Origin of the sequence: Janthinobacterium sp. SUN128 (assembly GCF_030587275.1) — a bacterium.
In the GTDB taxonomy this organism is placed as follows: Bacteria; Pseudomonadota; Gammaproteobacteria; order Burkholderiales; family Burkholderiaceae_D; genus Janthinobacterium; species Janthinobacterium lividum.
In genome coordinates this window covers 2,010,961-2,036,906 of record NZ_JAPWHY010000001.1, presented here as the reverse complement: position 1 = coordinate 2,036,906, position 25,946 = coordinate 2,010,961, and the positions used below count along the sequence as shown (strand labels likewise).

General features: G+C 59.6%; 24 protein-coding genes. 23 read left to right on the top strand and 1 reads right to left on the bottom strand.

The annotated features are described in order from the left end of the window. Positions 1-11: 11 nt before the first annotated feature. The 7 genes from O3297_RS09205 to O3297_RS09175 all read left to right on the top strand — a co-directional run bounded on the left by O3297_RS09205 (position 12) and on the right by O3297_RS09175 (position 8,121). Complete coding sequence (locus O3297_RS09205) at positions 12-1,376, top strand: DUF4055 domain-containing protein (protein ID WP_305048470.1); 1,365 nt, start codon at positions 12-14, stop codon at positions 1,374-1,376. Beyond that, entirely contained in the window at positions 1,377-2,462 is a 1,086-nt protein-coding gene (locus tag O3297_RS09200) for a phage minor head protein (protein WP_305048469.1), read from the top strand. 313 nt (positions 2,463-2,775) lie between these two features. Then, positions 2,776-3,525: a hypothetical protein gene (locus O3297_RS09195; protein WP_305048468.1), complete on the top strand. Its 750-nt coding sequence runs from the start codon at positions 2,776-2,778 to the stop codon at positions 3,523-3,525. 109 nt (positions 3,526-3,634) lie between these two features. Further along, positions 3,635-4,429, top strand: coding sequence for a DUF6651 domain-containing protein (locus O3297_RS09190; RefSeq protein WP_305048467.1), 795 nt, complete (start codon positions 3,635-3,637; stop codon positions 4,427-4,429). A 167-nt stretch (positions 4,430-4,596) separates the two neighbouring features. Next, positions 4,597-5,766: a P22 phage major capsid protein family protein gene (locus O3297_RS09185; RefSeq protein ID WP_305048466.1), complete on the top strand. Its 1,170-nt coding sequence runs from the start codon at positions 4,597-4,599 to the stop codon at positions 5,764-5,766. Positions 5,767-5,818: 52 nt separating this feature from the next. Further along, complete coding sequence (locus O3297_RS09180) at positions 5,819-6,214, top strand: hypothetical protein (protein ID WP_305048465.1); 396 nt, start codon at positions 5,819-5,821, stop codon at positions 6,212-6,214. Positions 6,215-6,276: 62 nt separating this feature from the next. Beyond that, entirely contained in the window at positions 6,277-8,121 is a 1,845-nt protein-coding gene (locus tag O3297_RS09175; protein WP_305048464.1) for a hypothetical protein, read from the top strand. Positions 8,122-8,182: 61 nt separating this feature from the next. On the opposite strand, the gene O3297_RS09170 is transcribed toward O3297_RS09175, so the two are convergent. Beyond that, entirely contained in the window at positions 8,183-8,725 is a 543-nt protein-coding gene (locus O3297_RS09170) for a PEP-CTERM sorting domain-containing protein (RefSeq protein WP_305048463.1), read from the bottom strand. Between the two features lie 125 nt (positions 8,726-8,850). On the opposite strand from O3297_RS09170, the gene O3297_RS09165 reads away from it, so the two are divergent. The 16 genes from O3297_RS09165 to O3297_RS09090 all read left to right on the top strand — a co-directional run bounded on the left by O3297_RS09165 (position 8,851) and on the right by O3297_RS09090 (position 25,829). Next, on the top strand, positions 8,851-9,363 hold the full coding sequence (locus O3297_RS09165; protein ID WP_305048462.1) for a DnaT-like ssDNA-binding protein: 513 nt from the start codon (positions 8,851-8,853) through the stop codon (positions 9,361-9,363). Next, on the top strand, positions 9,360-9,731 hold the full coding sequence (locus O3297_RS09160; protein ID WP_305048461.1) for a hypothetical protein: 372 nt from the start codon (positions 9,360-9,362) through the stop codon (positions 9,729-9,731). The genes O3297_RS09165 and O3297_RS09160 overlap by 4 nt, the downstream gene beginning before the upstream one ends. Beyond that, on the top strand, positions 9,731-10,105 hold the full coding sequence (locus O3297_RS09155; RefSeq protein WP_305048460.1) for a hypothetical protein: 375 nt from the start codon (positions 9,731-9,733) through the stop codon (positions 10,103-10,105). The genes O3297_RS09160 and O3297_RS09155 overlap by 1 nt, the downstream gene beginning before the upstream one ends. Further along, complete coding sequence (locus tag O3297_RS09150) at positions 10,105-10,602, top strand: hypothetical protein (RefSeq protein ID WP_305048459.1); 498 nt, start codon at positions 10,105-10,107, stop codon at positions 10,600-10,602. Before O3297_RS09155 ends, O3297_RS09150 begins: the two co-directional genes overlap by 1 nt. Beyond that, complete coding sequence (locus O3297_RS09145; RefSeq protein WP_176384265.1) at positions 10,599-11,000, top strand: DUF4128 domain-containing protein; 402 nt, start codon at positions 10,599-10,601, stop codon at positions 10,998-11,000. The genes O3297_RS09150 and O3297_RS09145 overlap by 4 nt, the downstream gene beginning before the upstream one ends. A gap of 67 nt (positions 11,001-11,067) precedes the next feature. Then, complete coding sequence (locus O3297_RS09140; protein ID WP_305048458.1) at positions 11,068-12,270, top strand: phage tail tube protein; 1,203 nt, start codon at positions 11,068-11,070, stop codon at positions 12,268-12,270. A 130-nt stretch (positions 12,271-12,400) separates the two neighbouring features. Then, a complete protein-coding gene (locus O3297_RS09135; protein WP_305048457.1) occupies positions 12,401-12,874 on the top strand; it encodes a hypothetical protein in 474 nt (157 codons plus the stop codon). 131 nt (positions 12,875-13,005) lie between these two features. After that, entirely contained in the window at positions 13,006-13,221 is a 216-nt protein-coding gene (locus O3297_RS09130; protein WP_305048456.1) for a hypothetical protein, read from the top strand. Next, positions 13,222-18,432: a hypothetical protein gene (locus O3297_RS09125; protein ID WP_305048455.1), complete on the top strand. Its 5,211-nt coding sequence runs from the start codon at positions 13,222-13,224 to the stop codon at positions 18,430-18,432. Further along, positions 18,429-19,898: a hypothetical protein gene (locus O3297_RS09120; protein WP_305048454.1), complete on the top strand. Its 1,470-nt coding sequence runs from the start codon at positions 18,429-18,431 to the stop codon at positions 19,896-19,898. The genes O3297_RS09125 and O3297_RS09120 overlap by 4 nt, the downstream gene beginning before the upstream one ends. Continuing rightward, positions 19,895-21,487: a hypothetical protein gene (locus tag O3297_RS09115; RefSeq protein ID WP_305048453.1), complete on the top strand. Its 1,593-nt coding sequence runs from the start codon at positions 19,895-19,897 to the stop codon at positions 21,485-21,487. Before O3297_RS09120 ends, O3297_RS09115 begins: the two co-directional genes overlap by 4 nt. Then, entirely contained in the window at positions 21,484-21,765 is a 282-nt protein-coding gene (locus tag O3297_RS09110) for a hypothetical protein (RefSeq protein ID WP_151093392.1), read from the top strand. Before O3297_RS09115 ends, O3297_RS09110 begins: the two co-directional genes overlap by 4 nt. Then, positions 21,765-22,472 (top strand): hypothetical protein, encoded by a 708-nt coding sequence (locus tag O3297_RS09105; RefSeq protein ID WP_305048452.1) that lies wholly within the window; start codon positions 21,765-21,767, stop codon positions 22,470-22,472. Before O3297_RS09110 ends, O3297_RS09105 begins: the two co-directional genes overlap by 1 nt. An 8-nt stretch (positions 22,473-22,480) precedes the next feature. Then, positions 22,481-23,143: a DUF4376 domain-containing protein gene (locus O3297_RS09100; protein WP_305048451.1), complete on the top strand. Its 663-nt coding sequence runs from the start codon at positions 22,481-22,483 to the stop codon at positions 23,141-23,143. Then, positions 23,143-23,973 (top strand): hypothetical protein, encoded by an 831-nt coding sequence (locus O3297_RS09095; protein ID WP_305048450.1) that lies wholly within the window; start codon positions 23,143-23,145, stop codon positions 23,971-23,973. Before O3297_RS09100 ends, O3297_RS09095 begins: the two co-directional genes overlap by 1 nt. Further along, positions 23,973-25,829, top strand: coding sequence for a hypothetical protein (locus O3297_RS09090; RefSeq protein WP_305048449.1), 1,857 nt, complete (start codon positions 23,973-23,975; stop codon positions 25,827-25,829). Before O3297_RS09095 ends, O3297_RS09090 begins: the two co-directional genes overlap by 1 nt. The last annotated feature ends 117 nt before the right edge of the window (positions 25,830-25,946 follow it).

Genomic DNA, 25,946 nt, shown 5'->3' with positions numbered 1-25,946 from the left:
AAAGGGATTCCATGACCGATGTACGCACACAATCAGCCGAAGCGGCCAAGCTGAACGAGGATTGCGCGCTGATCGCCGCGCTGCTGGGCGGCACCAAGACCATGCGGGCGGCCGGCAAGAAGTATCTGCCGCAGTGGCCCGGCGAGGACGATAAGAGCTACGAGCTGCGCCTGGCCGTGGCCACGCTGTTCCCGGCCTATGCCCGTACCATCGATGTGCTTTCGGCCAAGCCATTCAGCAAGCCGGTGACGCTGGGCGAGGATGTGCCGGAGCGGCTTAAGCCTTGGCTGCAAAATGTCGACCTGTCCGGCCGCGACCTACACAGCTTCCTTTCGGAAATTACCCAGGAGGCGATGGGGTACGGCTTCGCCGGCATCCTGGTCGACTTCCCCAAGGCTGGCAACCTGATCACGAAGGCCGACGAGCAGGCCGCAGGCGTTCGCCCGTACTTCGTCCAGGTGCACGTACAGAACGTCTTGGGCTGGCTGCCGAAGAATGCGACAAGCCTGAACGGGCTGACCCAGTTGCGGCTGCTGGAAAGCGTGTCCGAGCCGAATGGCGACTTCGACACCAAGGAAATCGAGCAGGTGCGCGTCTTGGGGCGCGGCACCTGGCAGACCTGGCGTCAGCGCGAAACCGGCAGCAAGAAGGAATGGGCGCTGTACGAGGAGGGTGTCACCACGCTGGAGACAATTCCCTTCGTGCCGGTCTACGGCAAGCGCCTGGGCTACATGCAGGCCACGCCGCCACTGCTTGAGCTGGCGCACAGCAACGTCGAGCACTGGCAAAGCAAGAGCGACCAGCAGAACATCTTGCACATCGCGCGCGTGCCGATCCTGTTTGCGAAGATGCTTGAAGGAAGTGATATTGCCGTCGGCGCCGGGACTGCAGTCAAGTCCGATTCTCCCGATGGTGACCTGAAATTCGTTGAACACGGCGGCAAGGCCATCGAGGCCGGCCGCCTGTCCATCCTCGACTTGGAAGACCGCATGCGTCAGGCTGGCGCCGAACTGCTGGTGATTAAGCCGGGCAACGTGACCGAATCGCAGACCCTGGCAGACAACGAGCAGGGCGCATGCGCGCTGCAGAAGATCGCGGGCAACGTCGAGGACGCCGGCGACCAGGCGCTGCAGTTCATGGCTGAATGGGTGAGGGAGGCCGAAGGCGGCCACATCACCATTTTCAAAGACTTCGGTGCCGCATCGCTCGCCGAGGCCAGTGCTGAGTTGCTATTCAAGAGTGTGGCAAATAATCGGATTTCCGGCGAAACCTACTTCAACGAGTTGCAACGCCGCGGCATCGTGTCGCCAGACCTGAAGTGGGAGGATGAGCAAGAACGCATCCAGTCGGCTCCGCCTGACTTGGAAGGGGCATAGATGGGGGCGCTCGAAGAGTGGATCGCCGAGATGTTCCTGACGCATTCCCTGAACCTGCTTCGGTTCTCGGCCGGAACGCAGGACAAGATTCTGGTGCTGATGGCCGCCATGTCGAGGGAGCTGGCCGCCAAGCTAGGCGAGGGTGAAATTTCGACCTACGGCAAACAGCGCCGGGCCGCGCTGCTGCGCGAGTCGAATGCCGTGATTGCGTCGCACTACACGGGCATGCAGGCCGAATTGAACCGCAACCTGGTGGGCATGGTGCGCATCGAGGCGGATTACACCGCCAAGGTGCTGACGCAGGGCCTCAAGATCGAGCTGGGCGCCAAGCTGCCGCCTGCGACCTATCTGGAAAAGCTGGTCGGCGACACGCTGATCAAGGGAGCCTCGTCTGCCAACTGGTGGAAACGGCAGGAGCTGGCCACGCAATTCAAGTTCGCCGACCAGGTGCGGCTCGGCGCGGCGCAGGGTGAAACGACCTCGCAGATCGTGGCGCGCGTCGTCGGCACCAGTGCCAAGGCCGCCGGCGGTGACGTCGAGGTAATGCCTGGCATCCTGAAGACGTCCGAAGCAAACGCCCGTGCGCTGGTGCACAGTTCGGTGCAGGCAGTGGCTAATGCCGCGCGCCTGGCGTCGTTCCAGCAGAACAGCGACTTGATCGAGTGCTTGGTGTGGCTGGCCACGCTGGATTCACACACCTGCCTGCTGTGCGCCATGCGCGATCTGCACGAGTATTCGCTGGACGACCAGGAGCCGATCAACCACACTCACGAATGGGCGGGCGGGCCCGGCGCCATTCATTTCAGCTGCCGCTGCGTGCTCAGCACGCGCACCAAGTCCTTCAAGGACTTGGGCATCGAGCTGGATGAACCGGGCGACAGCACGCGCCCCAGCGACGGCGGACCAGTCAGCAGCAAGATGAACTTCAAGGACTTTCTGGCCAGCAAGGACAAGGCCTGGCGGGCTGAATACCTGGGCCCGGGCCGCGCCGAGATGTACGAGGCGGGCAAGATTACGCTGAACGACCTGATGAACCTCAAGGGGCGCAAGCTGACGCTGGAGCAGTTGCAGGCCAAATATAAATAAGGAATAGAGAGCGGAATGGATGGGTCTTTACTGGTGCCTATCTGGATCGAGCCACGGCCACCATCGAAGAGTGCTCGCCGCCTGACTTCAGCCAAACCTATGTATATTTTTTTATATGTCCGCAGTGTGGTGGGCGTCGATGCTCAAGATGGTTGCCGGCGTGCTAATGAAGGTTAAGGTCGGCATGGTGCAAATTATTTGCCTCGGCTGCTTGCCATGAGGTGGGTGCGCACTCGCAGGCCTAGGGTCATCGATTGACATTGATGCAATGCGTGGGTAGAGTCGCTCAGTATTGATACTGACGACATACTCTATGACCGAAAATAAGATTGCTCCAGAAAAAGTAACAAAGCCAATTCAACTTTTGGCCGCATGGCTGGTGGGGCTTGTGGCGATTGACTCAGCATTTTTACTTGCGGCTCAGCAGATTGAGCGCCCGGACTGGGCTTCCGGCATGCTGGTCATTGCGGCAGTGGCAAATGTCCCTTTATTTCTCGCAGCGCTTTTCCTTCTGCAGACAAAGTTCCGACCGCAAATGCAGGAGGATGTCTTTTACGCTAAGTATTTAGAGGGCTCATATTCTTCATCTGTGCGGTTGTCTTCTGAGGCAACTGTAAAGTCCGAGGTGACCGAAACGGCGCGCAAGCTAGTTCAGCGATTGGGTGTGAGCGCAAAAGGCAAAGAGGCTTCGATTGTTGAAACTCTCAATGAATCCCTTGAAGACTCATTGGTAAGTCGGCATGCGGGTAGTCGCGCGTTATCTGAACTTCATACGGCGCCCTCAAGCTGGCAAAATGTGACCGGTGCTTTTGTGGGCGACCCAGCGTTTTCTCGCGATATAGAAAGCTTGCTTATTGACGGTTTAATCGAGCGATCAGCTGACGACTACAGTGACGCGAAGTTGACTTCGCTCGGAATAAAAGTCGCAGCACTTGCGGAGAAGCGTGGCATTCTTTTCTATCAGACCCATCCTGAGAAGTGGGAGAACATGCGGCTGAGTTTAAGTTCTGGCCGTGTTGCGACGTTAAAGAATGGCCGAAAAATTATAGTCTCAAGTGAGTAAAACCAACCCAAGACCGCCTGCGAGGCGGTTTTTTATTGCCGCAAGCGGATGCAAAGCGGCGCACGGCCAGAAGGCCATTTACAGGGGCGGATGCCCAGAAAGCCACCAAATGAAACTCAAACTCGATGCAAATGGCAACGCAGTGCTGCAAGATGGCAAACCTGTCTACATTCTGGACGACGGTCGCGAAGTTGCGCACGACGCCGCCGCGACCGTGGCGAAGATTTCCAGCCTGAACGGTGAGGCTATGAGCCATCGCCAGGCGAAAGAGGCTGCCGAAGCTGCGCTGAAGCCATTCAAGGATGCTGGCATCGAAGATGCGGCCGCCGCTGCTGCTGCGCTCCAGACTATGGCGAATATCAATTCCGGCGATCTGACCACGGCGGCCAAGGTGCAAGAGATCAAGGATGCTGCGACGCGCTCGGCGAACGAGGCAGTCGCTGCGGCAACCCGGGCGGCCGAAGAAAAGCAGCGCACGCTGACTGAGCAGAACACGAAGCTCACCAACGACCTGAACGATCACATTATTGGCGGCTCGTTCGCGAGCTCCAAATTCATTTCCGAGAAACTGGCTATCCCGGCTGACATGGCGCGCACCTTCTTCGGCAATCGTTTCAAGGTCGATGGTGGCAAGCTCGTTCCGATGGATCAGCAGGGTAATCCAATCTTCTCGTCCACGAATCACGGCAATCATGCCGACTTCGATGAAGCCATCCAGGTGATGGTCGGCCAATACGCGAACAAAGACATGATCCTGAAGGGATCGGGTGCTTCGGGCGGTGGAGCGGGCGGCGGCAAGAGCGGCGCCGGCGGTGGCAAGGAAATCCCGCGCTCCCAGTTCTTTACCATGGCCCCGCAGGCGCAGGCCGAGGCAATCAAGGGCGGCGCGGTCGTTACCGATTAAGCAGTTGCAACCAATTCACCCAGTCTTCTCAATGAACTATTTTTATGCCTTGCTGATGGATGTCGGCGGGGTGCTTTGGGCTGGATAGCCTATCCGTTCTACAACTCAAACCATCCCGACTGGCTCGCATTACGCGGGCCTTTTTTATTCCCGAAAGGCATTAGCAAATGACCATCCTTACCCTTACCGGCCTCATCCCCGACATCTATGCAGCAATGAACGTCATTGCGCGCGAGCAAGTTGGCTTCATCCCGGCCGTGTCGCGCGACTCGACCGCCGAGCGCGCTGCCCTGAACCAGACTGTCCGCTCGCCAGTCGTCGGCGCAATGGCCGCCGAAGACCTGACACAAGGCGCGTACGCTGAAGACGCTGGTAATCAGACCATCAACTACGTCGACATGACGATCTCGAAGCAGCGCTCCGTCCCGTTCGGCGTCAACGGCGATGATACCCAGCGCCTGCAAAGCGCTGGCACTTACGCCAACATCAATCAGCAGCGTATCGCGCAGGCCTTGCGGACGCTGACGAACGAAGTGGAAGCGGACCTGGCCGCCACCAGTATCAAGTTGAGCCGCGCCTATGGCGCAGTGGGCACGATCCCCTTTGGCACCTCGGGCGACCTGTCCGACTTCGCCCAGCCGAAGAAGATCCTGAAAGACAATGGTGCACCGTTGTCTGATCTGCATATGGTCCTGGGCTCCGCTGCGATGGCGAATATCGAAGGCAAACAGGCCGGTCTGTTCCGCGTGAACGAAGCCGGCACCGACGATCTGCTGCGTCGTGGCGCGGTTAGCGTGGTCCAAGGCTTCGACCTGCACAACTCGGGCGCGATTGGCGACCTGATCGTGGCCGGCAATGCTGCAGCTGCGACGACCAGCAATGCTGGTCACGCCAAAGGCGCGACCGTGATTAACCTAGCTGCGGCAGGTACCGGCGCCTTTCTCGCTGGCGACATCGTGAGATTTGCTGGTGACCCGAACCAGTACATTCTGGCCGCTGGTGATACCGATGCGTCGAACGGCGGCCAGATCCGCTTGCAAGCGCCGGGCCTGCGCCAGGCAATCCCAGCCGCGGCCACCGGCATTACGCTGATCGCGGCGACCGTGCGCAATGCGTTCTTCCAGCGCGCCGCGCTCCAACTTGCGACCCGCGCACCCGCCATGCCTCAGGGCGGCGACTCGGCCGACGACGTTATGTTGGTGCCAGATCCGATCTCGGGCATCACCTACGAATTCTGCATCTACAAGCAAAAGCGTCAAGTTCGCTACGAGGTCAATTTGGCCTGGGGCACGGCGGCGCCGAATCCCCACCTGGGCGGCCACCTAATCGGAGGCTAATCCATCACCAACCCTGCGGCCAGCACGGCGCCGGGCAACCTGCGAGAACTAAATGACCACTATCAAGATCAAACCAAGCCACCCAAGCCAGGGCCACTTCGTCCTGATTGATAAATCCGACTTCAACCCCGACGTGCACGAGGTGTACGGCGACGATCAGGAGCTGGGCGCGCACATCGAGCGAGCGCCCACCATGGCCGAACTGCTCGCCGCGCGCGATCAACTGGCAGAACGCGGGCGTGAGCTGAATGAGCGTGAACAAAGCCTGATAGCCGAGATGGACCGCGTCGCCGAGCAGGCCCGGGCCAACGAGGTCGAAGCGCAGCGCCTGCGCGGCGAAGCGGTAATCCTTCAGGCCGCTAAGGATGCTGCTGTCTCCGCCGCACAGGTGCCAGTTGCACCGGCCACCGTCACGGCCGAGAAGCCAGCGAAGGCTGCCAAGGCGTAATCCCTGTCCAGATCCGCCCCGCATGCCGGGGCACCACATAAACCGCAATTCCGAAAGCCAATATGCCAACCATTACTGCCGGCGGCACGCCGCAAACTATCAAGCTGCCTGAGGGGCAAGTCCTGAATGTCAGCGGTGTCGCTGGCGCGGCCGGCATGGTGTATCGACTCGATCCGATTTTGGGCGGAACGAACTCGCTGCAGTCCTGGCCGGTCGGCACTGGTGCGCTGGCGTCTATCGGGCCGTACGCCGGTGAGCAGCGGTTTTTGGTGTCGTGTTCGGTCGGTAGTGTGGATGTAGCAGTAGCGAGTGCGATTTTATCGATCGCGCCGGCGACTATCGTGCCCGGTGCCAGCGAAAGCCCTGTTCGCGTTGTTGTCGGCGGCGATTCGATCAGTGAAATGTACGACTTCACCGACGGCAATGGCGCGAGCATTGTTGCGCCGGGAGTGGCGCGGGTTACGTTTGCCGCTGCCTTCCCCGGCGGTGCTTACTGGCCTGGCGATCCGATTAAGGTCGTGAAGGCGCCGCTGCGGGAAGCAAATCAGATGAGCTCCACCGTCCTGGCTGTTGATCCAGCTCGGCTTTGGCTTGAATATGGTGTCAGCAGGGCGCAAGAATGCGCCGTGCTGTCTTCAGCCCCATCGGTGTACCGAAAATATGCCATCGCCTTCAGCTCATACATTGCGCAGGCGTTTGCCTTGGCCGGCAGGCCGTATCGGGTAGTGACCGATGCAGCAATGGCTGGTGGAGACTCAATCCAAGTGGGCGAGGTCATGCGGCGGGATTGGCAGCCGAACGACGTAGCCATTTATGCGCCGGGCATGAATGACGTGTATGCGCGCGGCTGGTCATTTGCGCAGATTCGGGACAATGATATTGCCAATTTGACGTATATGCGGAATAAAACCCCGCGACTGATCATTTCCTCTATCCCCGCGCGGTCGCCAGTGAACAATGGATGGTCGGCGGAACGTTATGCTACCTGGCGTCAGGTGAACGAGTGGCGCCAGCGGTATGCCGCCGAAATAGGTGCAACGTTTATCAACTGGTCAGCGTCCAGCGTAGGTCCACGCACCTACAGCGACCCGTTTGCAATGAATGCTGACACTTTCACCAATGGAGCGCAGCAAACGAGTATTGATGGTGTGCATCCGATTGGCTTGGGCGGCGTCATCGGTGGCGCTGGCTTCGCGTCGAGCATGAAGGTTCTATCGTCGGCAGACCCACTGCCGGCCAGTGCCGGTGCTGGCCTGCTGGTCGATGACTACGTTTTTCCGAATCCCATGCTTATTCGCTCCGCTACACCTGGCGGCGCAGACGGGGCGGCCACGTTCCAGAACCTCGCGGGCGTAGCAGGTGCCGAGATCGCTGACAACTGCATGCTGTCGTATCTATCAGGCTCAGGCGCTGCCGTTATCGTGAAATGCGGCGTTCTGGCACGCAGCCAGGCTGTGCATGGCGATGTTCTTGGCAACGTCCAGCGCATCATTGTCGACAATACTGCTGGGGCGGCAACTGCAAATTTTATTTTTAGGACTGACGATTTCAAGGCAGCGATGCGCGATGGCGACACGGTCGACTATGGCCTTCATTTACTGACATCGAGCGCGGCTACGCCGGGATCGGGTGATCCTGATGGCCTGATTAGCTACGGAGTGACCTTGCTGGACCAGCATGCCGTTGCATTGAACAAGTCGGATTCGGCGATCGGTAGCACAGGGGGAACTGGCTGCATCCCTTCTGTATCGGTCAAGCCTATTCGATTGGGGGCGCCAACACGCCGGGTTGCAGTTGCTGGAGCGTTCAGCTCGACGCGCATGCAGATACCGTTCTCAGTTGCCGCAGGAAAATCAGCTTGCATTGACCTAGGGCGCATTTTGGTGCGTCGGGGCGCCAAAGTGTAGCGGAGAGCCTCATTACGTTGATCACAAAAATCGGCACCGGCGTGCCTGACGCACACTTCGCTTAATCCATTCTGGATCTGCGGCGCGTGACAAAGATTACTAGACCGAGGCCTGCCAGCAGCATGCCGTAGGTTTCCGGTTCTGGTACGGCGCTAACCTCTACTAAGTGCCAGCGAGATTGAATACCCCCATCCGTCGAACGGTCCGAGATAAAGAAACTAGGAGTTCTACTGATTGCTTCCGCTAGGTTGGGAACAGTGGACGTTGTGGCGAAGGGCCCAATTGCGAAACCATTGTAGCCATCTGAAAAAATGAAATTGCTCTCGAATCCATCAAATGACACTACGGGACTGTATTGCCAGCTGTAACGGTCATCCCATGAGTAAGCAAGAATGGGGCCTTCGTCGATGAAGGAAACACCGTCGGCGCGCACAGAAATGTTCGAAAGCTCGGTAACCACGTTCCCATTCGCAGTACCGTCGAAAGAGCCACTTATGGCCACGCCGTTTCCAAATGTGTATGAAAAATTAAATGTTGCAGCTTGAGAAGCTGGTCCTACAGCCAAGACCAGCGCCATTACAGACCAACGAATAAATGATTTCATAAAACTCCCTAATGTATTTTAGATAATACATTTATGTTATCTCAATTAAATGTAAAAAAATTAATATATTTAATTGTTGTTTTTTTGTATTTCGTAAAAATAGCTGCTGATCCATGAGGATATCCATGCTCAATATTGAAACCGGCGCCGGTCTGGCCGATGCCGAATCCTACGCCAGCATCGCCGCGGCAGACGCGCGTTGCGCCAGCCTGGGCGTGACCGCTTGGGCAGCGCTCGCGGAAGAGGGCAAGGAAATCGCGCTACGCAAGGCCACGTTGTTCATGGCCACCTACCGCACGCGCTGGGCCGGCCGTCGCGTCTATCAGCACCAGGCGCTGGACTGGCCACGCTACAACGTGGTGGTCGACGGCTTCATCGTGCCTAGCAGCACAGTGCCGTTGGACGTTGTCAACGCCTGTATCGACCTGGCCGTGCGCGCCGGCAGCGGCGAGGATCTGCTGCCCGACCTCGACATCGGATCGAACGCCATCAAGAAGGACAAAACCGGGCCGCTGGAAACGGAGTACTTCCAGAACACCACGGACGCGCGCGAGCGCTTCGTGGCCGTCGACGCGCTCCTGGCGCCGTATTTCGGCTCGGCCGGTGGCGGCAATTCGATCCGGGTGGTGCGAGCATGAGCACATTCCCGGTAGTGCAAATCGAGGGTTGCGCTGCGCACGAGAATACGTACAGCCATAACGGCAAGGTGTGGACGGTCACAAACCTCATCGCTCGCTCCAAGGAGCTGGAGCCGTTTGACATGCCGCTGGCGGCTATCTATCTCGGCACCGAGGTCTGGACGCCAGAAGGCTCGCCGTTCGGCATGGCGCACCACATGCGGCGCGCGCTGGACGTTGACACCCGTCATCCGGTGATTCTGAGCCAAGAGGGCTTCATCATGGACGGCTGGCATCGCGTGCTGCGCGCGCTGATTGACGGCAAGGCCACCATCAAGGCGGTCCGCTTCAGCAAGAGCCCGCCGCATGACTATCTGAAGGCTGACTGATGATCGACTACGCAAAGACTGCTGTGCGCGCCGATGCCTCGCTGCGTCGCAAGGGGGGCATCGTGGTGCTGCGCCAAGTCGTGAAAGGCGAATACGACCCTGACCTGGGCACGGCGCCCAGCACCACCACCGACTACGAAGGCACGGGCGTCAAGATCAATTACGAGACCGAGAATATCGACGGCACGCTGATTCTGGCGGGTGACCAGCAGCTGCTGCTGTCGCCGCTGCAGCGCAATGGCGCGCCGATGCCGACGCCAACGGCGGCCGACTTGGTACTGTTCGGCAGCGTCAGCTATACGGTGAAGGCCGTCGAAACCACAGCGCCGGTCGACGTGGCCGTGCTGCATACGCTGCAACTTCGGGGGATTTGATGGCAAACATGTCGTTTTCGATGCAGATTGCCGAGTTCATCGCCAAGACCAAGGCGAGCCAGGATCTGGTCGTGCGCGCCATCACCATGAAAGTCGACAATAAGCTGGTGCAGCGCTCGCCGGTTGGTGACGCCAAGTTCTGGAAGCACAAACCACCGCCTGGTTACACCGGCGGCCGCTTCCGTGCCAACTGGCAGCTTTCCATCGGCTCGCCGGCCGCTGGTGTGCGGGACCTGATCGACAAGGACGGCAGCGCCACCATCGCCGCCCATGGCAGCACGATCAGTGCGGCAAAGGCGGGCGACGTGATCTACCTCGTGAACAACCTGCCATACGCGAAGCGCATCGAGGAGGGCTGGTCCCGCCAGGCGCCCGTCGGTGTCGTTGCCCTGACGGTCGTGGAATTCCGCACCATTGTGGACAATGCTGTGAACGGCGTGCGCGACGGCACCACCGCAAGCGAGTTCGCCCAAGGCTATTCGAGCTATAAATTATGAGCCAACCAACAATACGAGCGGCGCTGGAGGCGGCCCTGGCCAGCCTCGGTCCGGCCATCGACACCGCATGGCAAAACGTGCCGTACACACCGGTAACTGGCCGGCCATACCAGGCAGCCTACCTGCTGCCGGCGGAACCGGCCAATCACTCCATGGGCGACGGCTCGCGCCAGGAGCGCGGCATCTTCCAAGTCAGCCTGATGTATCCGCCAGGGCAGGGCACTGCTGCAGCCGGTGCGCGCGCCGAAATGATCAAGGATATGTTTTGCCGCGGCGCAAGCTTCCCGAAGGGCGATTTGACGGTGCAGATCGAGCGCACACCGGAAATCGCGGACGGCCGCGAGGACGGCGACCGCTGGATGGTCCCGGTCAAAATCCGCTGGTTTTGCAACCTGTAACCCGCATCACCCCACATAGATCGCCTCGGCGGTCTTTTTTTTCGACCAAAGAAAGGCAATCCACACCATGACCACTGCAAACGGCATCGACAGCCTGCTCGTTATCGGCAAGCAAACAGCGGAAGGCACGAAGGCGCTGGCCGCCGCCGGCCGCCTCTATCCGCGCGTGACCGCGACGTTCGACACGGACGCCGACAAGTACTCGAGCAACGAAATCGACCCCAGCCAGCAACAGAGCGACACGCGCCTGGGCAACTTCCGTACCTCCGGCGCCATCAAGGGCGAGGCTTCGTGCGGCACCTACGCTGTGCTGCTGGCGGCGCTGCTGCGCCGCGACTTCACCGCCGGCGGCACCACCGCGGCGCAAAATACCATCGGATCGGGCGCAACAGGCCTGACGCGCAGCGCTGGCTCCTGGCTGGCCGACGGCCACCGCGCCGGTACCGTCGTGCGCATCGGCGGCTTCCTGACCACCGGTATCGGCAACAATGGCAAGAATTTCTTCGTCACGTCGGTGACGGCACTGAAATTGTCGGGCCAGTTCATGGACGGCAGCGCCATGGCGGTGAAGGTCGAAGGCGACCCGGTGACCGTGACCGCAACCGGCAAGCGCAGCTTCACGCCCTTGACCGGGCATACCACGGACTGGTTCACCGCGGAAGTGCAGGATCCTGGCATTGCCGTGAATCGCTGCTTCATCGACCAGCTGGTCAGTAAGGTCGATATTGCCGTACAGCCGAACGGCATCACGAGCATGGACTTTACCCTGATGGGCAAGTTGGAAGGCCCGACCACGCCGGCGGCGTACTTCGCGGCGCCGGCTTCCACGCCCGGTACCGGCAAGTTCTCCGGCGCCACCGCGATGCTGTCGGTGGCTGGCATCCCGTCGCAAATCTGCACGGGCATGTCGTTGTCGCTGGATGGCCAGGTCAAGATCGATCCGGTGATTGGCTCGAAGTTCGCCACTGCCGCCTCGCGCGGCAAGGTGCTGGGCAGCGGCCAGTTCACGGTGCTGATGCAGGACTCGGCATACATCGACTACTTCAAGCAGGAAATCGAGTTGCCGCTGGCCTATGCCATGGCGGCCAGCACTGCGCCGCTGGCCGAAGTGATGACCATCGCCATGGGCCGCATCAAGATCACCTCGGCCAAGGTCGATGATGGCGAGAAAAACAAGATCGTCACGTGCGCTTTCGACATCCTGCGTTACCAGGGCGCCGACACCCAACACGAGGCCACCACCGTGGCCTTCCAGGACACGAGCCTGTAACCCATAGCCCGGCTTCACGCCGGGTTTTCTTTTTGGCGCAAGCCAACCCCAGCACCGACCGGTCGCTGTCGCCATCGTGGGCGCGGCGGCCGGCACGGGCACTTATCAAAACCCACGAAAGGCTCCACCCATGAACACCACCCAAGCACCTGCAGTCCTGAACGCCGCTCAAGCCATCGCCGTCGCTGGCTTCGACATCGCCAACCTGTCGGCGCCGTCCGCGCGCGTGACTTTCGACGTGCCCGTGATCTTCGACGCCGACGGCGAGCCCGTGGCCGGCCTCAAGATCGTTGGCAAGAATTCCGACGAATACCGCAAGGAAAGCCACGCCGTGCGCGCCGAAGGCTACAAGAAGTCCGCCAAACGCAAGACGGCCATCGACGCCTCGACCGATGAAGGCTCCAATCAGCTGGTGAGCTTCATCGATGACAACCAGAAGCGCTTGGCGCTGGCCGTTGTCGTCGACTGGTACGGCTTCACCAGCAACGGCGCACCGGCCGCGTTCGACAAGGAAATGATCGCTGCGGCGTTCGACAAGTATCCGACCTGGCAGGACCGCGTGACGACCGCCCTGGAAAACGACGCCATTTTTTTGAAGGTCTGACCCAGGCCCTGCTGCTGTACGCCGATCACCTGTTTGATCGAGCGGCAGCGGCAGGCGACGGCAACGCCAAGGGCGATCACCTGGACACCGCCCGGCAAAACCCGCTCTACCGGGCGCCCGAGGCGCCGGCAGTGCCGCAGCTGCCGACCGAGCTGGCGTACATCTGGACCTGGTTCACCCAACTGAACCAGAAGCGCCAGTGCGGCATGGCCGTGAACTCCCTGACCAGCGCCGAAATATTGGCCTGGCAGGCACGCCACGGCGTCCGCTTCGATCCGTTCGAAGAGGGCGTGATCGATCGCCTTGACGTGCTCTTCATGCACCATCAAAACAAGAAGGAACAATAAATGCCTGATATCGCCCAACTTGGTCTTTCCATCGATACTCGCCAAGTAGTCGAGGGCAGCAAAGCCTTGGATTCCCTCGGTGAGGCGGCGGTGCGTGTCGAGCAGAAGACTGCTGGTGCCACGGCTGCCGTCGACAAGTTGGGCGAGGCCAGCGCTGGGGCCAAGGCCAAGGCAACTGAAGGTGCGGCGGCTGTCGATGCGCTGGGTGATGCTGGTGCACGGGTCGCGCCAAAAGTAGCTGGGGCCACCACGTCCGTTGATTCGCTGAGCGCGGCGACGGCGCGCGTGCGCTCGACATCGACCGAGGGCGTTAGCGCGCTGGACAACTTTACCAATTCGTCGGCCGGTGTGTGGCGTCGCGGCAGCGATGCCGCTAAAAGCGTGGAGGTGCTCGGCGACGCCACGCAGCGCACGGGTCAGCGTGTTGCGATCAGCAATGGCCAGATGGACGACACGGCCAAGATCATGCGTGCTCAGGCTGAGCAGGCACGCCAGGCAGCCCAGGCCACGCAAGCGCTGGGTGGCTCGACTACGCAATTGACGCTTGGCCAGCAGCAGCTGATCGAGCGCATGCGTGAACAGGCGGCAACGATTGGTATGAGCCGCACACAGCTGCTGGCATATCAGGCCGCTCAGATGGGTGTTACCCAAGAAACGCAACGAGCAATCGCGACCATTAAAGCGCATGAGGACGCAATCAAGGCGGCGGCCAAGGCGAAAGAAGACGCTACGAATGCATCGGGCATCTTGGCTGGCTCCCTCAAGATACTAGCTGCAGCATATGCGGCGTTAAAAGTGGGGGAGTACGTCAAAGATGCGGTCATGCTTGCTGCTCGTTACGAAACGCTGGGTGTAGTAATGACGGTCGTAGGGCGTAACGCCGGGTACACAAAAACACAAATGGAAACTGCTACCGAGGCAATTGCCAAACAAGGCATCACGATGATCGAATCGCGCGAGTCTGCGATTAAATTGGTGCAGGCCCACATCGATTTGAAGGAAGCGACTGCTCTTGCCCGGATTGCTCAAAATGCCGCTGTTATTGGGCATATCAACTCTTCAGAGGCGTTTGAACGACTTGTAAATGGCATTGCTCGTGGAAATGTCCTTATTCTCCGCAATATTGGTATCAATGTTAATTTGCAAACTGCTTATCGGCAAATGGCCGATGAGCTTGGGAAAACCACAAAAGAGCTTTCGGAAAATGAACGCGTTCAGGCCCGCTTGAACGCTGTTAAAGAGCGTGGCATTGATATCGACGAAACTTATACCGCCAGTATGGATACGGCAGGCAAACAGATCACGTCAATGCAGCGCTATACGCAAGATCTGAAAACAACCATTGGCGAAATTGGGCTTGAAGTCTTGACTGTTTCGGTGATGGCGTTGACTAAAGGCCTCAAAGATGCAAATGGTGAGGTCAGCGAGATGTCGCGGAATAATCAGTTGCATGAGTGGGGTACCACGCTTGCCAAAGTGTTCGTCATGGTCGCCGATAACGTCAACAATGCATTTTCAGCAATTAAGCTGATGGGGGCGGCTGGTACGTACGCCAGTAAGGCTGCTGAAATTCATACTCAATACACGATTGATCGCTCGAATGCAGGTTTTAGCATCACTGGTCAAATTGATGCCTATAAAAAAATGCAAGCAGCAATGGAGGCAAATGCCAAACTGCTCGGCGACAGCAAAGACCAGATACTCGCCGGCGAAGATAAGTTTCAAAAAGCATACGTTGAGCGAACCGCCGCTCAGTTGGTGAAGCGTAAGGAGGAGGCGGATGCAAAATTAAAGGTTGAAGCCGACTATTCAAAAGCAGCTACTGATATTTTGATGAAGTCGCTTAACCAAGGAGCGGCAGCGCAAGAGGTGGCTCGCAAGAAAGTCGTTGCTCTTCACTACGCCACCTTCACCGGCACGCCGTCCTACCGTGACACAGAGGGTCGCGAGCCGAAGCCAAAGGTCGATCAGGCCGAAAACACCCAGCTCGCTGATCAAATCAAACAGTATGAAAAAGAGGCAGCCGTAGCCAAGGCGCATTTCGATGAATTGAGCAAACTTGATGACATGTATTTGAAGGCTGGCGAGCTGTCTGAACGTCAGTTTTACGAAAACAAGCGGTCTTATGCACTGGCAACCTACGAGGCACAGATTGATGCTTTTGATCTGGAAATTGGTGCATTGAAGGGGCACTACAGCGTCACAAAAGCTGAGGCGGCAAAACACGAGAAGGCGCTTAACGAAATACTAGGCAAACGAAGTGCCGCTGAAAAAGCGTTCTTTGATGAGAGTTTCCGTCGGGACGAAGAGGAACGCTTGCGGAAGGCTGCCGTGGTTACCGCCTCAAACGATGCAATGAATAAGTATATTTCTAGCATCAATCAGGAAGCGCAAAAGATCGAGGATTCGAATCATATCCATGAGAAGGCGCGCAGCGTCATTGAGCGGGAGGAGGTTGCCCGGCTGGACTTGGCAATCGCGTATCAAAAGCAATTTATTGAAGGCCAGGCTGCAGCTGACGCCACCGCGGAAGAGATCGCACAGGCGCCGGCCATTCTCAAATATCTTGAAGACCAGCGTGCCGCGCGGCTTCGTTTGGCGCAAGGCCTGGATCAGCAAGATCAAGTGAAGCTGGCGCAAGCCCAGATCGAAACCAACAAAAAAATGTGGGAATCGATCGACTCCACAGCGCAAGACACTTTCGTATCGATTGGTAATTCAGGTATTTCTGCTATCGATCGGGTATGGGGAGCCTTGAAAAATGGCTTGTTCGCCTGGCTTTATCAGGTGACGCTTAAGAAGTGGATTATCAACATCGGCGCGTCGATGACTGGCACCAGCGCTACAAGCATGGCAATGGCCGGTGACCTCGGTGGATTAGGTGGTGCAGGCGGGATTGCTGGCAGCGTGGGCGCGACAGCAAACCTGCTGCAAAGTGCCAAAACTGCCTACACCATCGCCTCGCAAGGTTTTGCAGGCATTACCGCCGGCCTGGGCACCAGCGTTGTCAGTCTGGGCACGCTGTTTGGCTCGACTGCAATTGAGGCATTTGGTGCTGGCTTGGGCAGCACCGGTCTTGTGGGCGCGGCAGATGCCGCCGGCCTGTACGCGGCATCTGGAGGCGTGGGTAGCGCGGGAGCAGTTACGGCCGGAGCCTATGCTGGCGCAGCGGTTACGGCCGCTGCCGGCATCGCTGCTGGCGTGCTGGGTGGCCGTATGATCTCTGGCCAGTATGGTAGTAACTCGACCGTGAACGCTGGCACGGGCATAGGTGCCGTGGCCGGGGCGTTCATGGGTGGACCTATCGGCGCGGCCATTGGCGGTGCGCTGGGTGGCTTGATCGGAGGCCTTGGCAATCGTGTGTTCGGCATGGGTGAAAAGAAATACGGGGAAACGGGCATTACCGGGACTCTGTCCGGTACCGGGTTCAGTGGCACCGAGTATGCCAAATGGACGCAAAAGGGCGGCTGGCTGCGCAGCGACAAGAAGGACACTGACCGTAAAGCCGTCGATCTGACGACGTCCAATGCGTTTGTGGAGACGTATGCAGCCATTCGCAACGTCTCGGCCACCTTGGCCAATACGCTGGGCATCGACACGTCCAGCCTGGCCACGCGTGCCCAGGCGCTCAACATCAATCTGACCGGCCTCACCACGGAAGCTGACAGGCTGGGCGCCGTGACCAAGTTCTTCGAAGGCGTCGGCAATGCCATCGCCGTCGAGCTGCTGCCGAATGTCGGCCAGTTCAAGCAGGGCAACGAAGAACTGAGCACGACCTTGCAGCGCGTAGCTGGGAATTTCGCCGGCGTCGACGCGGCCCTGCAGTTAATCGGCCGCACGTCGCAGGATGCCTTCGGTGCCGTGGGCGTGGCCACCATTGGTGCGCGCGAGAACCTGATCAAGCTGGCTGGTAGCCTGGACTCGCTCACCAGCGGGACCAACTTCTTTGCCGAGAACTTCCTGACGGAAGCAGAGCAAATGGCGCCGGTGCTGTCGACCGTGGCCGACACGCTGGGCAAGCTGGGCATGGCCGGTACCACGACCATGGACGACTATAAGAAGAAGGTGCTGGGCCTGAACTTGGCCAGCGCGGCGGATCAAGAGTTGTACATCAAGCTGCTTGCCCTGGCGCCGGCCTTCAAGGCGGCCGCCGACTACAGCAGCCAGCTGGCCGCAGCGACAGGCAACTATGCCGCTGTGGTCAAGACCGCCAGCGAGATTGCCAGCGAGCGCATGGATCTGCAAAAGCAGCTGAACGAATTGACGAAAAGCGAAACGGAACTGCTGGCCATCCAGCGCTCCAGCATCGCCGCCGTCAATCGCGCGCTGTTCGACCAGGTGCAGGCGGCCAAGGCGGTGGTGGCGGCCAAGGACGTGCTGGCCAAGGCTTACGACAGAGAGGCAGCAGCGGCCCAGACGGCGCTGGACAAATCTAAGTCGTGGGTGGCCACCCTCAACGGCCTGAACGCCAGCATGGCGCTGGGCAACCAGTCCATCCTGACGCCGGAGCAGAAGTATGCCGAGGCGCGGGCCCAGTTCGAAAAGACCCTGGCAGCGGCCAATGCCGGCGATACGACGGCGCAGTCCGGCCTGTCGGCTGCCGAGCAAGCATTCCTGACAGCTTCCCAGGTGGTCAACGCCTCGGACGCTCGCTACGCGGCAGATTACGCCCGCGTGGTGGCGGCCAACAACGAGGCGTTGAAATGGGCCTCGGCCCAGGTCGACGTGCAGCAGGCCAGCCTGGACGCTCTCAAGGCCCAGGTATCAGGCCTGATCACCATCAACGACAGCGTGCTGACGGTGGCGCAAGCCATCGCCAACCTGCATGCGGCGATGGGCACGGCCACTGGTATGGGCGTGCAGTTCGACGGCTCCCATGCCGGCGGATTGGCCAACGTACCGTTTGACGGCTATGCGGCCGAGCTGCATCGCGGCGAAGTGGTGGTGGACGCGCAAGCCGCTGCGGCCATGCGCCGGTATTTCGGTGGTGCGCCAAGCCAGGGTGGTGGCAACAACGACGCCCTGGTGGCCGAGGTCAAGGGCTTGCGAGAAGAGGTCAAAGGACTGCGCGCCGATCAGGCCAAGCAAACCGGCGCCACCATCCAGGCCACCGTCGAATCGAACGACAAAGCGGCCAAGACGGTCGTGGCTGGTGTCGATAAATCCGCCAAGGCATCTGCCTGGGCGAAACAAGTGGAGTACTCGCAATGACCGATGTGCAGTTTCTGGAATGGCTCAAGAGCCCCTTGGCCATCCGCATGGTGCTGATCGAGGCGCAGGTGAATGTGGCCGGCAGCGAGGTGACGCGCTACATCGCTTCGCGGCCCTATGTCACTGGCCCTGCGGAGGTGCCGGCCAACACCGTGTATGTTCCGCTGGCCACGGGTGGCCTGGACTTCACCGAACAGGTCAGCCTGACAGGAGAGGCTGGGCTGTCGGGCGGTGATGTCGAGCTGAACAACACCGATGGCACGCTCGACAGCTGGCTCGGCGATGTGTGGCGCAATCGTCCGATCAAGGCATGGTCCGGCGATCCGCGCTGGCCGCGCGCCGAGTTTCGCCTGGTGTTCGACGGCATCATTGCTGATATCGGTAGTTCAAGCCGCGAGACGATCAACCTGTCCCTGCGAGACAAGCTGCAGCGCCTTGATACGCCGATTGCAGAGGCCAAGCTGGGCGGTACCACGCCGAACAAGGATGCTACGCTGCCGATCCCGTTTGGCGAATGCCACAACGTGACGCCGCTGCTGACCAATCCCGCTACCCTGGAGTATGGCTTTCTGGGCGCCGTGGAGTCGAGTTTCGAAGTGCGTACCAACGGCAAGCCGATAGCCGTGGCCTTGAATGACCCGGCCGGGCGCTTCAACCTGACCACCGATCCGTTTTCCACCACGATCACGGTCAGCGTGCAGGGCGACAAGGGCGGCGGCTATGCGCCGCGCATCGCGCCGCTGGTGCAGCGCATCGCCACGGCCTACGGAAAAGCCTCGGACCGCTTCACCCTGGCCGACCTCGACCTGGCCAACCTGGCCGCCTTCGATGTGGCACATCCGCAGCTGGTGGGCCTTTACGTGGCGGACCGGACGAACCAGGCGCAGGCCATCCAGCAACTGGCGGCCAGCGTAGGCGCCCAGGCGCTGATGTCGCGCACTGGCCAGCTGCGCCTGGTACAGATCGCGCTGCCGGCCGCCGGCGTGCCTCTGCAGATTGGTCCGGAGAAAATGCGAGTGGATTCGCTGCGCGTCGTGCAGCGCCTGCCCGTGGTTGCCGCCGTCAAGATCGCCTTTGACCGCAATTACACGGTGCAAGCCAGTCTGACCACCAGCATCCCGCCGGCGCATGCCGACCTGTATGCCACCGAGTGGTTGACCGAAACGGCGGTCGATGAGGCGGTGCGCGCGCGCTACCGCCTGACGGACGACCCGCCGCAGATCGAAACCTGCCTCAAGACGAACGAGGACGCCCGTGCGGAAGCGCTGCGGCGCCTGGCCTTAAACAAGGTACAGCGCACGATTTACGAATTTGATGGAGAGCCCGAGATGATGATGCTGGAACTGGGGCAGCCCGTGGTGCTGCGCGACAATCGTTTCGGCCTGCAGAACGGCGTGCCTGGTGTGGTGGTGCTGCTGTCGCCGCAATGGCTGACAGGGCGCGTGACGGTGGGAGTGCTGGTATGACGGCCATCGGTGGTGCCCGTGACAAGCTGCTGCAGGCTACTGCCGAGCGTTTCAGCACGACGGCTGACGGCAAGGCGATCCTGCTGGCCGGCAGCACGCCTGTTTTTCGCGTGAACAGCGCCGGTGCCGGCGCACCCGGCTCGATTGCCATTACCGCCAAGCCGGTGAACGTGGTGGGCGATATCGTATTTTCGGTATCCGCAGGCACGCAGATCACTGTCAACGGCAACGTGGCCACGGTCGATTTTGCCACCATGACCACTGATACCGCCCTGGTGCAGGCGCGCATCCGCGAATTCGGTGTCGACTATGTCGGCAACTACATGGTCAGCAAGGTCTTCGACGGCGTCGCCGGTGAGACGGGCCTGGCCGGCTTGAACACGGGCCAGGCCTTCGCCTACAAGCGCGCGGCTGCAGCGCCTGCGGACTCTCCGGGTGATGTGATCTTTACCTTTGCTACGGCCAGTATCACGACGCCGGCCGGCAACGACCTGGCCAATGGATGGTCGAAAAATATCCCGGCCGGAACGGCGCCGCTGTACGTGCGCGTGGCCGCCGCCAGTTCGCGTAATGCCACGGACAATATCGTCGCCAACGAGTGGGCGGGCGCCGTGCAGCTGGCCAAAGATGGTGCTGCCGGTGCCAATGGCAGCAACGGCGCAAACGGGGTGGATGGGTTGAATGTGGCGCCTGTGCGTATCTACCAGCGCGGCGCCACCAATATTGCGCCGGCGCTGCCGAGTGCGGCTTGCATGTTCACCTTTGCCTCCGGCGCGCTGACGGGCCTGAATAATGGCTGGTCGACCCAGGTGCCAACAGCCGGCGGCGCCTACCTGTTCACCTCGGGTGCAACAGCGGCTGCACGCACCGCCACCGACGATATCCAGCCTGGAGAATGGGCAGCCGCTGCACGCCTGGCTGCCGATGGTGCCGCCGGCCAACGCGGCACCGTCACCGTGACGGCGCCCGGCTACTCCACCTGGTCGGATGCTTCGGCGGTGTACGAGCTGGGGCGCGCCGGATATGGAGCGCCGATCAACCGCGACGTGGTGACGCTGTACGACGCCGCGCATGCGGTGACGAAGTATTTTGATAATGGCGCCTGGTTGGTGCTGGGCACCGTGCTGAATGGCAACTTGCTGGTGGATGGATCGGTGGCGGCCAAGGCCCTGTCGGTGGATAACCTGGCGGCAATCAACGCGGATATTGGGAATGTGGTCGCTGGCGACTTGTACGGCACGACGCTGCATGGCGGTACCGGGTATCCGACCAATGCCTTCGAATGGCCGACGAATGGCGCAGGTGGCTTCCATTTGAGCTCCGCCGGCCTAATGATTGGCAATTTTAATAATGGTGGTGGCTGGTTCCGGGTGTTGGCCAATGGAGATATATATACGCCTGGTTTTCGAACTGACGGGCTTATAGCGAAATTTTCTGGCGCACTATCCGCCGTTACCGGCTCTTTCCAGCTTATCCGCAGTCCGAATCGTGTTGCCACGGGAACTGGTGCCGGATATGACCTCACAAGTTCAGGTTTCTCATTTTTCAATTCTGCCAATACGTTGAAGCTGAAAATGGGTGAACCATGACGACGGCGCTGCAGCTTTTCAACGATGACGGCACGAAGAACTGGGATTCCCGGACCGTTGCCGGGGGCATCATTGCTGACGTCCGTCAATATGCCAGCACCGAGACTGCAGAGTTGACCTATCCCATTTTTGCTGGTCGCTCGGTCGAGATCGTGCCGTTGTTACTGTGGGTCGAAGCGGGCACGATGGGCGTCGTGGCAGATACTGCACTGGGCTATCCACGCATCAGGGTATCCGTTGCCAGCACGACCAGGCGGTTTGCCGTGGAGGTGTATTAATGCCTACTTTTGTTCAAATCGTCAACGACAGCGATGAGCTGGTGATCTCTGATCGCGGTATTACCTACGGTTACATCGGGCGGGCGCAATTGTCCGGGGTGGCGCAGGCCGGCGGTGGCAGCATCACGAAAACGCCAGGGCAAAGCGTCTACACCATCGATTGGGCCGGCGATATTGTCGTCGCCCTGCCGGTGAAGGCGAACGGCACCACGGCGCTGCGCAATATCAGCAAATCCGGCAACACCTGGACCATCAACGTGCATAAGGGAAACGGCGCTTTCGATGCCAATGGCTTCGATATCCAGGAGGCGACCGAGGTCTATGTGTTTGGCGCCCCGGTGCTGGTGCCCGGTTTCACCGCAGCCCTGTATAGCGACGACACCAGTGTTTGTGCTGATCTCACCCGGCAGCCGCTGACATACCGTGCGCGCATCAATATTGCGGCGGGATCATTGTCCTGGGGCATGCCTGCTGGCGTAACGATCCCGGCCATCGTTGGAACACCGATGGACTACAACGTGACGTCCGTACGGGACGGCGCTTTTTACATCATCAGGAACCAAGGACGCGGCTGGCAGCTTGTGGCCGGCACTGTACAACGCAATATTTTCCAGAACCGCTGGCGGCGCGAAGACGGCGGCGCGAGCGCGGTCGACACCATTCGACAAATCTCCGCCATTCTCATCGATGCAAGTGGCCTTGCCTGAAAGTAATTATGCCTATTCTCAAATCCATTACCTTGCCAAATCATGCTGTTGGTGAATTTCACGTGGCCCGGCGCCTCGAGGTCGATTTTGTCAAATCGATTGCCATGTTGTCGGTCCTGAGCTATCCGAACGAGGCAGCATATCTCGCCGGTGCCGGGCCGATTTACACCACTCCTGTCCTGGTGCCGGCGACGGCATGCGCCGCGCCGTTGTTGGCCTCGGCAGAAGTTTGGCTTACAGGATCTGAGGAAAGCATCTTTGCGGGCGGTGTGATCACGACGGACCAGGCCCAAGGCTTGGAGGCGATGAAATTGCGCCAGTGGGACCAGATCAAGGTGGCGCGCGACGCAGCACTCGCTGGCGGTATTGCGTTCGACGGCAGTATTTTTGACAGCGATCCGGTTTCGATCTCGCGCATCACCGGCGCTGCCATGCTGGCCATGATGGCGGTCTCTGCCGCCACACCATACAAGGTGACATGGGTATTGGCCGATAACACGTCTCGCGAGCTGGATGCCGCCGAAACGATGGCCCTGGGCGCGGCGGCCGGCGCGCACGTGCAAGCCGTCATCGATCAGGGGCAGGCGTTGCGCCGAGATTTGGATGCCGCCACCACGATAGGGCAGGTAGCAGCTGTGACATGGCCGGTACCAGTTTTGCAGGAGTTTTGATGACCAATCTGCGCATCATCTACGACAACGCCGGCGACCGCGCAGTGCTGACCGCATCGAGCCAAGCCGGTGCGCTGGGGCCGGCCAACCTGCAGCGCGAAGGCAAGTATGACGTGCTGCGCTCGCTCGGCCTGGCCCTGACCATTACGGCCACCTGGCCCACGCCGGAGGTCGTCGGCTGCGCGGCCCTCCCATTTTGCAACCTGACGCCGACGGCGACGATCCGCGTGCGCGGCTACGTCGAGCCTGGCGATGCCGTGCCCGATTTCGATACGGGTACCGTATCGGCATGCGAATACGCTGGCCTGGGCATGTGGGACTGGGGTGCGCTGCCGCTGGGCGTGAATGCGTATAGCTACGGCGGCGGCACGTATGCACGCTGCTGGCTGCCGATGGTCAGTGTCAAAAAATTGGTGATCGAGCTGGCGGACCCGGACAACCCGGCAGGCTACATCGAGGCGGCGCGCTTCGTGACCGGCCCCTACTGGAGTCCCGAGCTAAATGCTTCGTATGGTGCCGGCGTTACTTCAGTCGACACCAGTACCCAGAACAGGGACGGCGCTGGCGGCCAGACCGTGGCGCGCGGCGCACTGTATCGAAAGCTCACGCTTGCGCTCGATCATATGACGCCGTTGGACAGGGCCGAGGTGTGGCGCATCCTGCGTGGCAACGGCATGTCGCGCCCGCTGCTGGTCAGCCTGTATCCAGAGAGCGACGACGGTGAGCTTGAGCAGGCGCACCAGGTGTATGGCCGCATCGCCAGCAATTCCGCCATTACCACCCCGTATTACCAGGCATATGCCACCAACATCGAAATCGAGGAACTGTAATGGCCGACTTTTTTTATTATGGGCAAAAGGACACGATCCGGCGCCTGAATGAACTGGCCGGGCGCGGCGCCGTGGTGGCGTCGTATGCGCCAGCGGTGGGGCGGTCGCCGCTCGGCGGGCCGAATGGGTACATGAATCCAGCATGGCTTGACCCGAATTTACCTATTTATACCGACGTACCTATGGCAGTAAAAGCAGTCGGAAAGTTTGGATATGCTTTTCTTCACGTGGGTCAGGGACAACGTCTGTATAAGATTGCAACATTGCCACCATCAGGGGAAGGCTCTTACCCATCCCTTCGTATCGATGCGAGTATTGGCGGATGGGTTGGAGGCACGGTGACAGCAATGACGATAATTATGGGAAATCGCAACGCGTTCTCAGTAGATTGGTCTGCTAGTTTGGGTGTTCCCAGTGAGGCGAGATTTATCGCTTATCGAGAGGCAGATGGTTCTCACTCTGTCTATCTGTTCTTCCTGGCAGGAAGTTATACTCAAGCTTCGTTTAACTTGCAAGGCATGGGCTGTACCACGTTTACCTCGCCGGGCTATGTGTCTTTCGTACCTGGTACTCCTGTATGGGACAGCGGGGCAACTTTTGCTAATAGTACCTACAAGTCGCCCCGTTCCGTAGGAATGAGTGCCCTGGTTAGCAACCAAAATGGAACTAGCTTAGACCAGCTACTAGAAGTTCGGTCTAAGAGTGGCGAAAGTATTGCAGCAAGTTTTTTAGCTGGGGGGCAGGCACCTGGAATTCCCGCTCAAACTTTTGTAGACGCATTGAGCTTTGGAATTTCAGGATCACCCGGTGTAAATCATCCGGGCTGTATGCGATGGTCGACTTCGACGTACCACGCCAATAGCTCTTTCGCAACAGGGTATCGCACGACATTAAGGGCTTTTGACACAGTAGCAAACACTTGGACACCATCGCTGTTCTCCGTGTCCGGTTTAGGTTCCGTGTACATGCCTTTACTTAAAGCAGGTAGCACCAATAATGCCCTTGTGCATAATATTAGCCGCGGCACTGCCGAAGGCGACCAGATTTTGTACGTTGGCACCGATGCGGCCACTTATCCATCTGTATGGGTGGCTGCGTCGAATGGCCAGGCGGGCTGGTCGTTATCGCCTGCAGTATTGTCCACAGGGAAAAATAGTACGACAAACCGTAGTATCAATGTTTCAGGTACGGTGAACACAAATGGCAATGATTACGCCGAGTATATTTTCAAAAGCCCGGAATGCGGTGTCGTAGCTCCTGGCCAGATTGTCGGTATCACTGCGGAGAATAAAGTTACAGATAAATGGGGCGACGCCGTGATGTTTTCAATCAAGTCCACAGCGCCTTCGTTCGTCGGCGGCGATTCATGGGGCAACGACATAGGGCCACGCCCGCTGGCGCAAGCTGGAGCGGCACCGACCCAGCCAACGCGCCGTGAAGATGTGCTGACGCAGCAGGCGGTACCGGGCACCAACCCACCGGAATATGAGGACGTGGTAACCGAACCCGGCGACACCGATGATGAATGGGCGGAAAAGCAGGCCGCCTACACCGCCGCGCTGGCCGCCCACAACGCCGCCGTGCAGCAGGACGCTGAGGCCATGGCCACCTTCGACGCGGCGCTGGAAGTCGAGCGTCAAAAGGTCGACCGTATCGCCATTTCAGGTCGCGTGCCGGTGAATGTGTTGGGTGCCCAGCCAGGCGACTACATCGTGCCGGTGCAGGACGGTGCCGACATCAAGGGCATTGCAGTGCACGAGGATGAGCTCACTATGAAGCAGTACCTCCGCGCGGTCGGCCGCGTGATCTCGATTGAACCGGACGGCAGGGCCTATGTGATGGTCAAGGTCGTGTAGCAGAACAGCATTCCCCCACAAACCCGCTTCGGCGGGTTTTTTCATTTCTACCACCTGAAAGGCATTACATGGCCATCGAAACAACCGCCGCCGGCGGCGCACTGATCAAAATTTTTG

Bases quoted from the DNA above. Each gene is read 5' to 3' on its own strand.
- O3297_RS09145 (WP_176384265.1), top strand. From the start codon at position 10,599: ATGAGCCAACCAACAATACGAGCGGCGCTGGAGGCGGCCCTGGCCAGC.
- O3297_RS09125 (WP_305048455.1), top strand. From the start codon at position 13,222: ATGCCTGATATCGCCCAACTTGGTCTTTCCATCGATACTCGCCAAGTA.
- O3297_RS09185 (WP_305048466.1), top strand. From the start codon at position 4,597: ATGACCATCCTTACCCTTACCGGCCTCATCCCCGACATCTATGCAGCA.
- O3297_RS09195 (WP_305048468.1), top strand. From the start codon at position 2,776: ATGACCGAAAATAAGATTGCTCCAGAAAAAGTAACAAAGCCAATTCAA.
- O3297_RS09120 (WP_305048454.1), top strand. From the start codon at position 18,429: ATGACCGATGTGCAGTTTCTGGAATGGCTCAAGAGCCCCTTGGCCATC.
- O3297_RS09160 (WP_305048461.1), top strand. From the start codon at position 9,360: ATGAGCACATTCCCGGTAGTGCAAATCGAGGGTTGCGCTGCGCACGAG.
- O3297_RS09180 (WP_305048465.1), top strand. From the start codon at position 5,819: ATGACCACTATCAAGATCAAACCAAGCCACCCAAGCCAGGGCCACTTC.
- O3297_RS09100 (WP_305048451.1), top strand. From the start codon at position 22,481: ATGCCTATTCTCAAATCCATTACCTTGCCAAATCATGCTGTTGGTGAA.
- O3297_RS09170 (WP_305048463.1), bottom strand. From the start codon at position 8,725: ATGAAATCATTTATTCGTTGGTCTGTAATGGCGCTGGTCTTGGCTGTA.
- O3297_RS09105 (WP_305048452.1), top strand. From the start codon at position 21,765: ATGCCTACTTTTGTTCAAATCGTCAACGACAGCGATGAGCTGGTGATC.
- O3297_RS09200 (WP_305048469.1), top strand. From the start codon at position 1,377: ATGGGGGCGCTCGAAGAGTGGATCGCCGAGATGTTCCTGACGCATTCC.
- O3297_RS09150 (WP_305048459.1), top strand. From the start codon at position 10,105: ATGGCAAACATGTCGTTTTCGATGCAGATTGCCGAGTTCATCGCCAAG.
- O3297_RS09090 (WP_305048449.1), top strand. From the start codon at position 23,973: ATGGCCGACTTTTTTTATTATGGGCAAAAGGACACGATCCGGCGCCTG.
- O3297_RS09135 (WP_305048457.1), top strand. From the start codon at position 12,401: ATGAACACCACCCAAGCACCTGCAGTCCTGAACGCCGCTCAAGCCATC.
- O3297_RS09115 (WP_305048453.1), top strand. From the start codon at position 19,895: ATGACGGCCATCGGTGGTGCCCGTGACAAGCTGCTGCAGGCTACTGCC.
- O3297_RS09190 (WP_305048467.1), top strand. From the start codon at position 3,635: ATGAAACTCAAACTCGATGCAAATGGCAACGCAGTGCTGCAAGATGGC.
- O3297_RS09205 (WP_305048470.1), top strand. From the start codon at position 12: ATGACCGATGTACGCACACAATCAGCCGAAGCGGCCAAGCTGAACGAG.
- O3297_RS09165 (WP_305048462.1), top strand. From the start codon at position 8,851: ATGCTCAATATTGAAACCGGCGCCGGTCTGGCCGATGCCGAATCCTAC.
- O3297_RS09140 (WP_305048458.1), top strand. From the start codon at position 11,068: ATGACCACTGCAAACGGCATCGACAGCCTGCTCGTTATCGGCAAGCAA.
- O3297_RS09095 (WP_305048450.1), top strand. From the start codon at position 23,143: ATGACCAATCTGCGCATCATCTACGACAACGCCGGCGACCGCGCAGTG.
- O3297_RS09175 (WP_305048464.1), top strand. From the start codon at position 6,277: ATGCCAACCATTACTGCCGGCGGCACGCCGCAAACTATCAAGCTGCCT.
- O3297_RS09110 (WP_151093392.1), top strand. From the start codon at position 21,484: ATGACGACGGCGCTGCAGCTTTTCAACGATGACGGCACGAAGAACTGG.
- O3297_RS09155 (WP_305048460.1), top strand. From the start codon at position 9,731: ATGATCGACTACGCAAAGACTGCTGTGCGCGCCGATGCCTCGCTGCGT.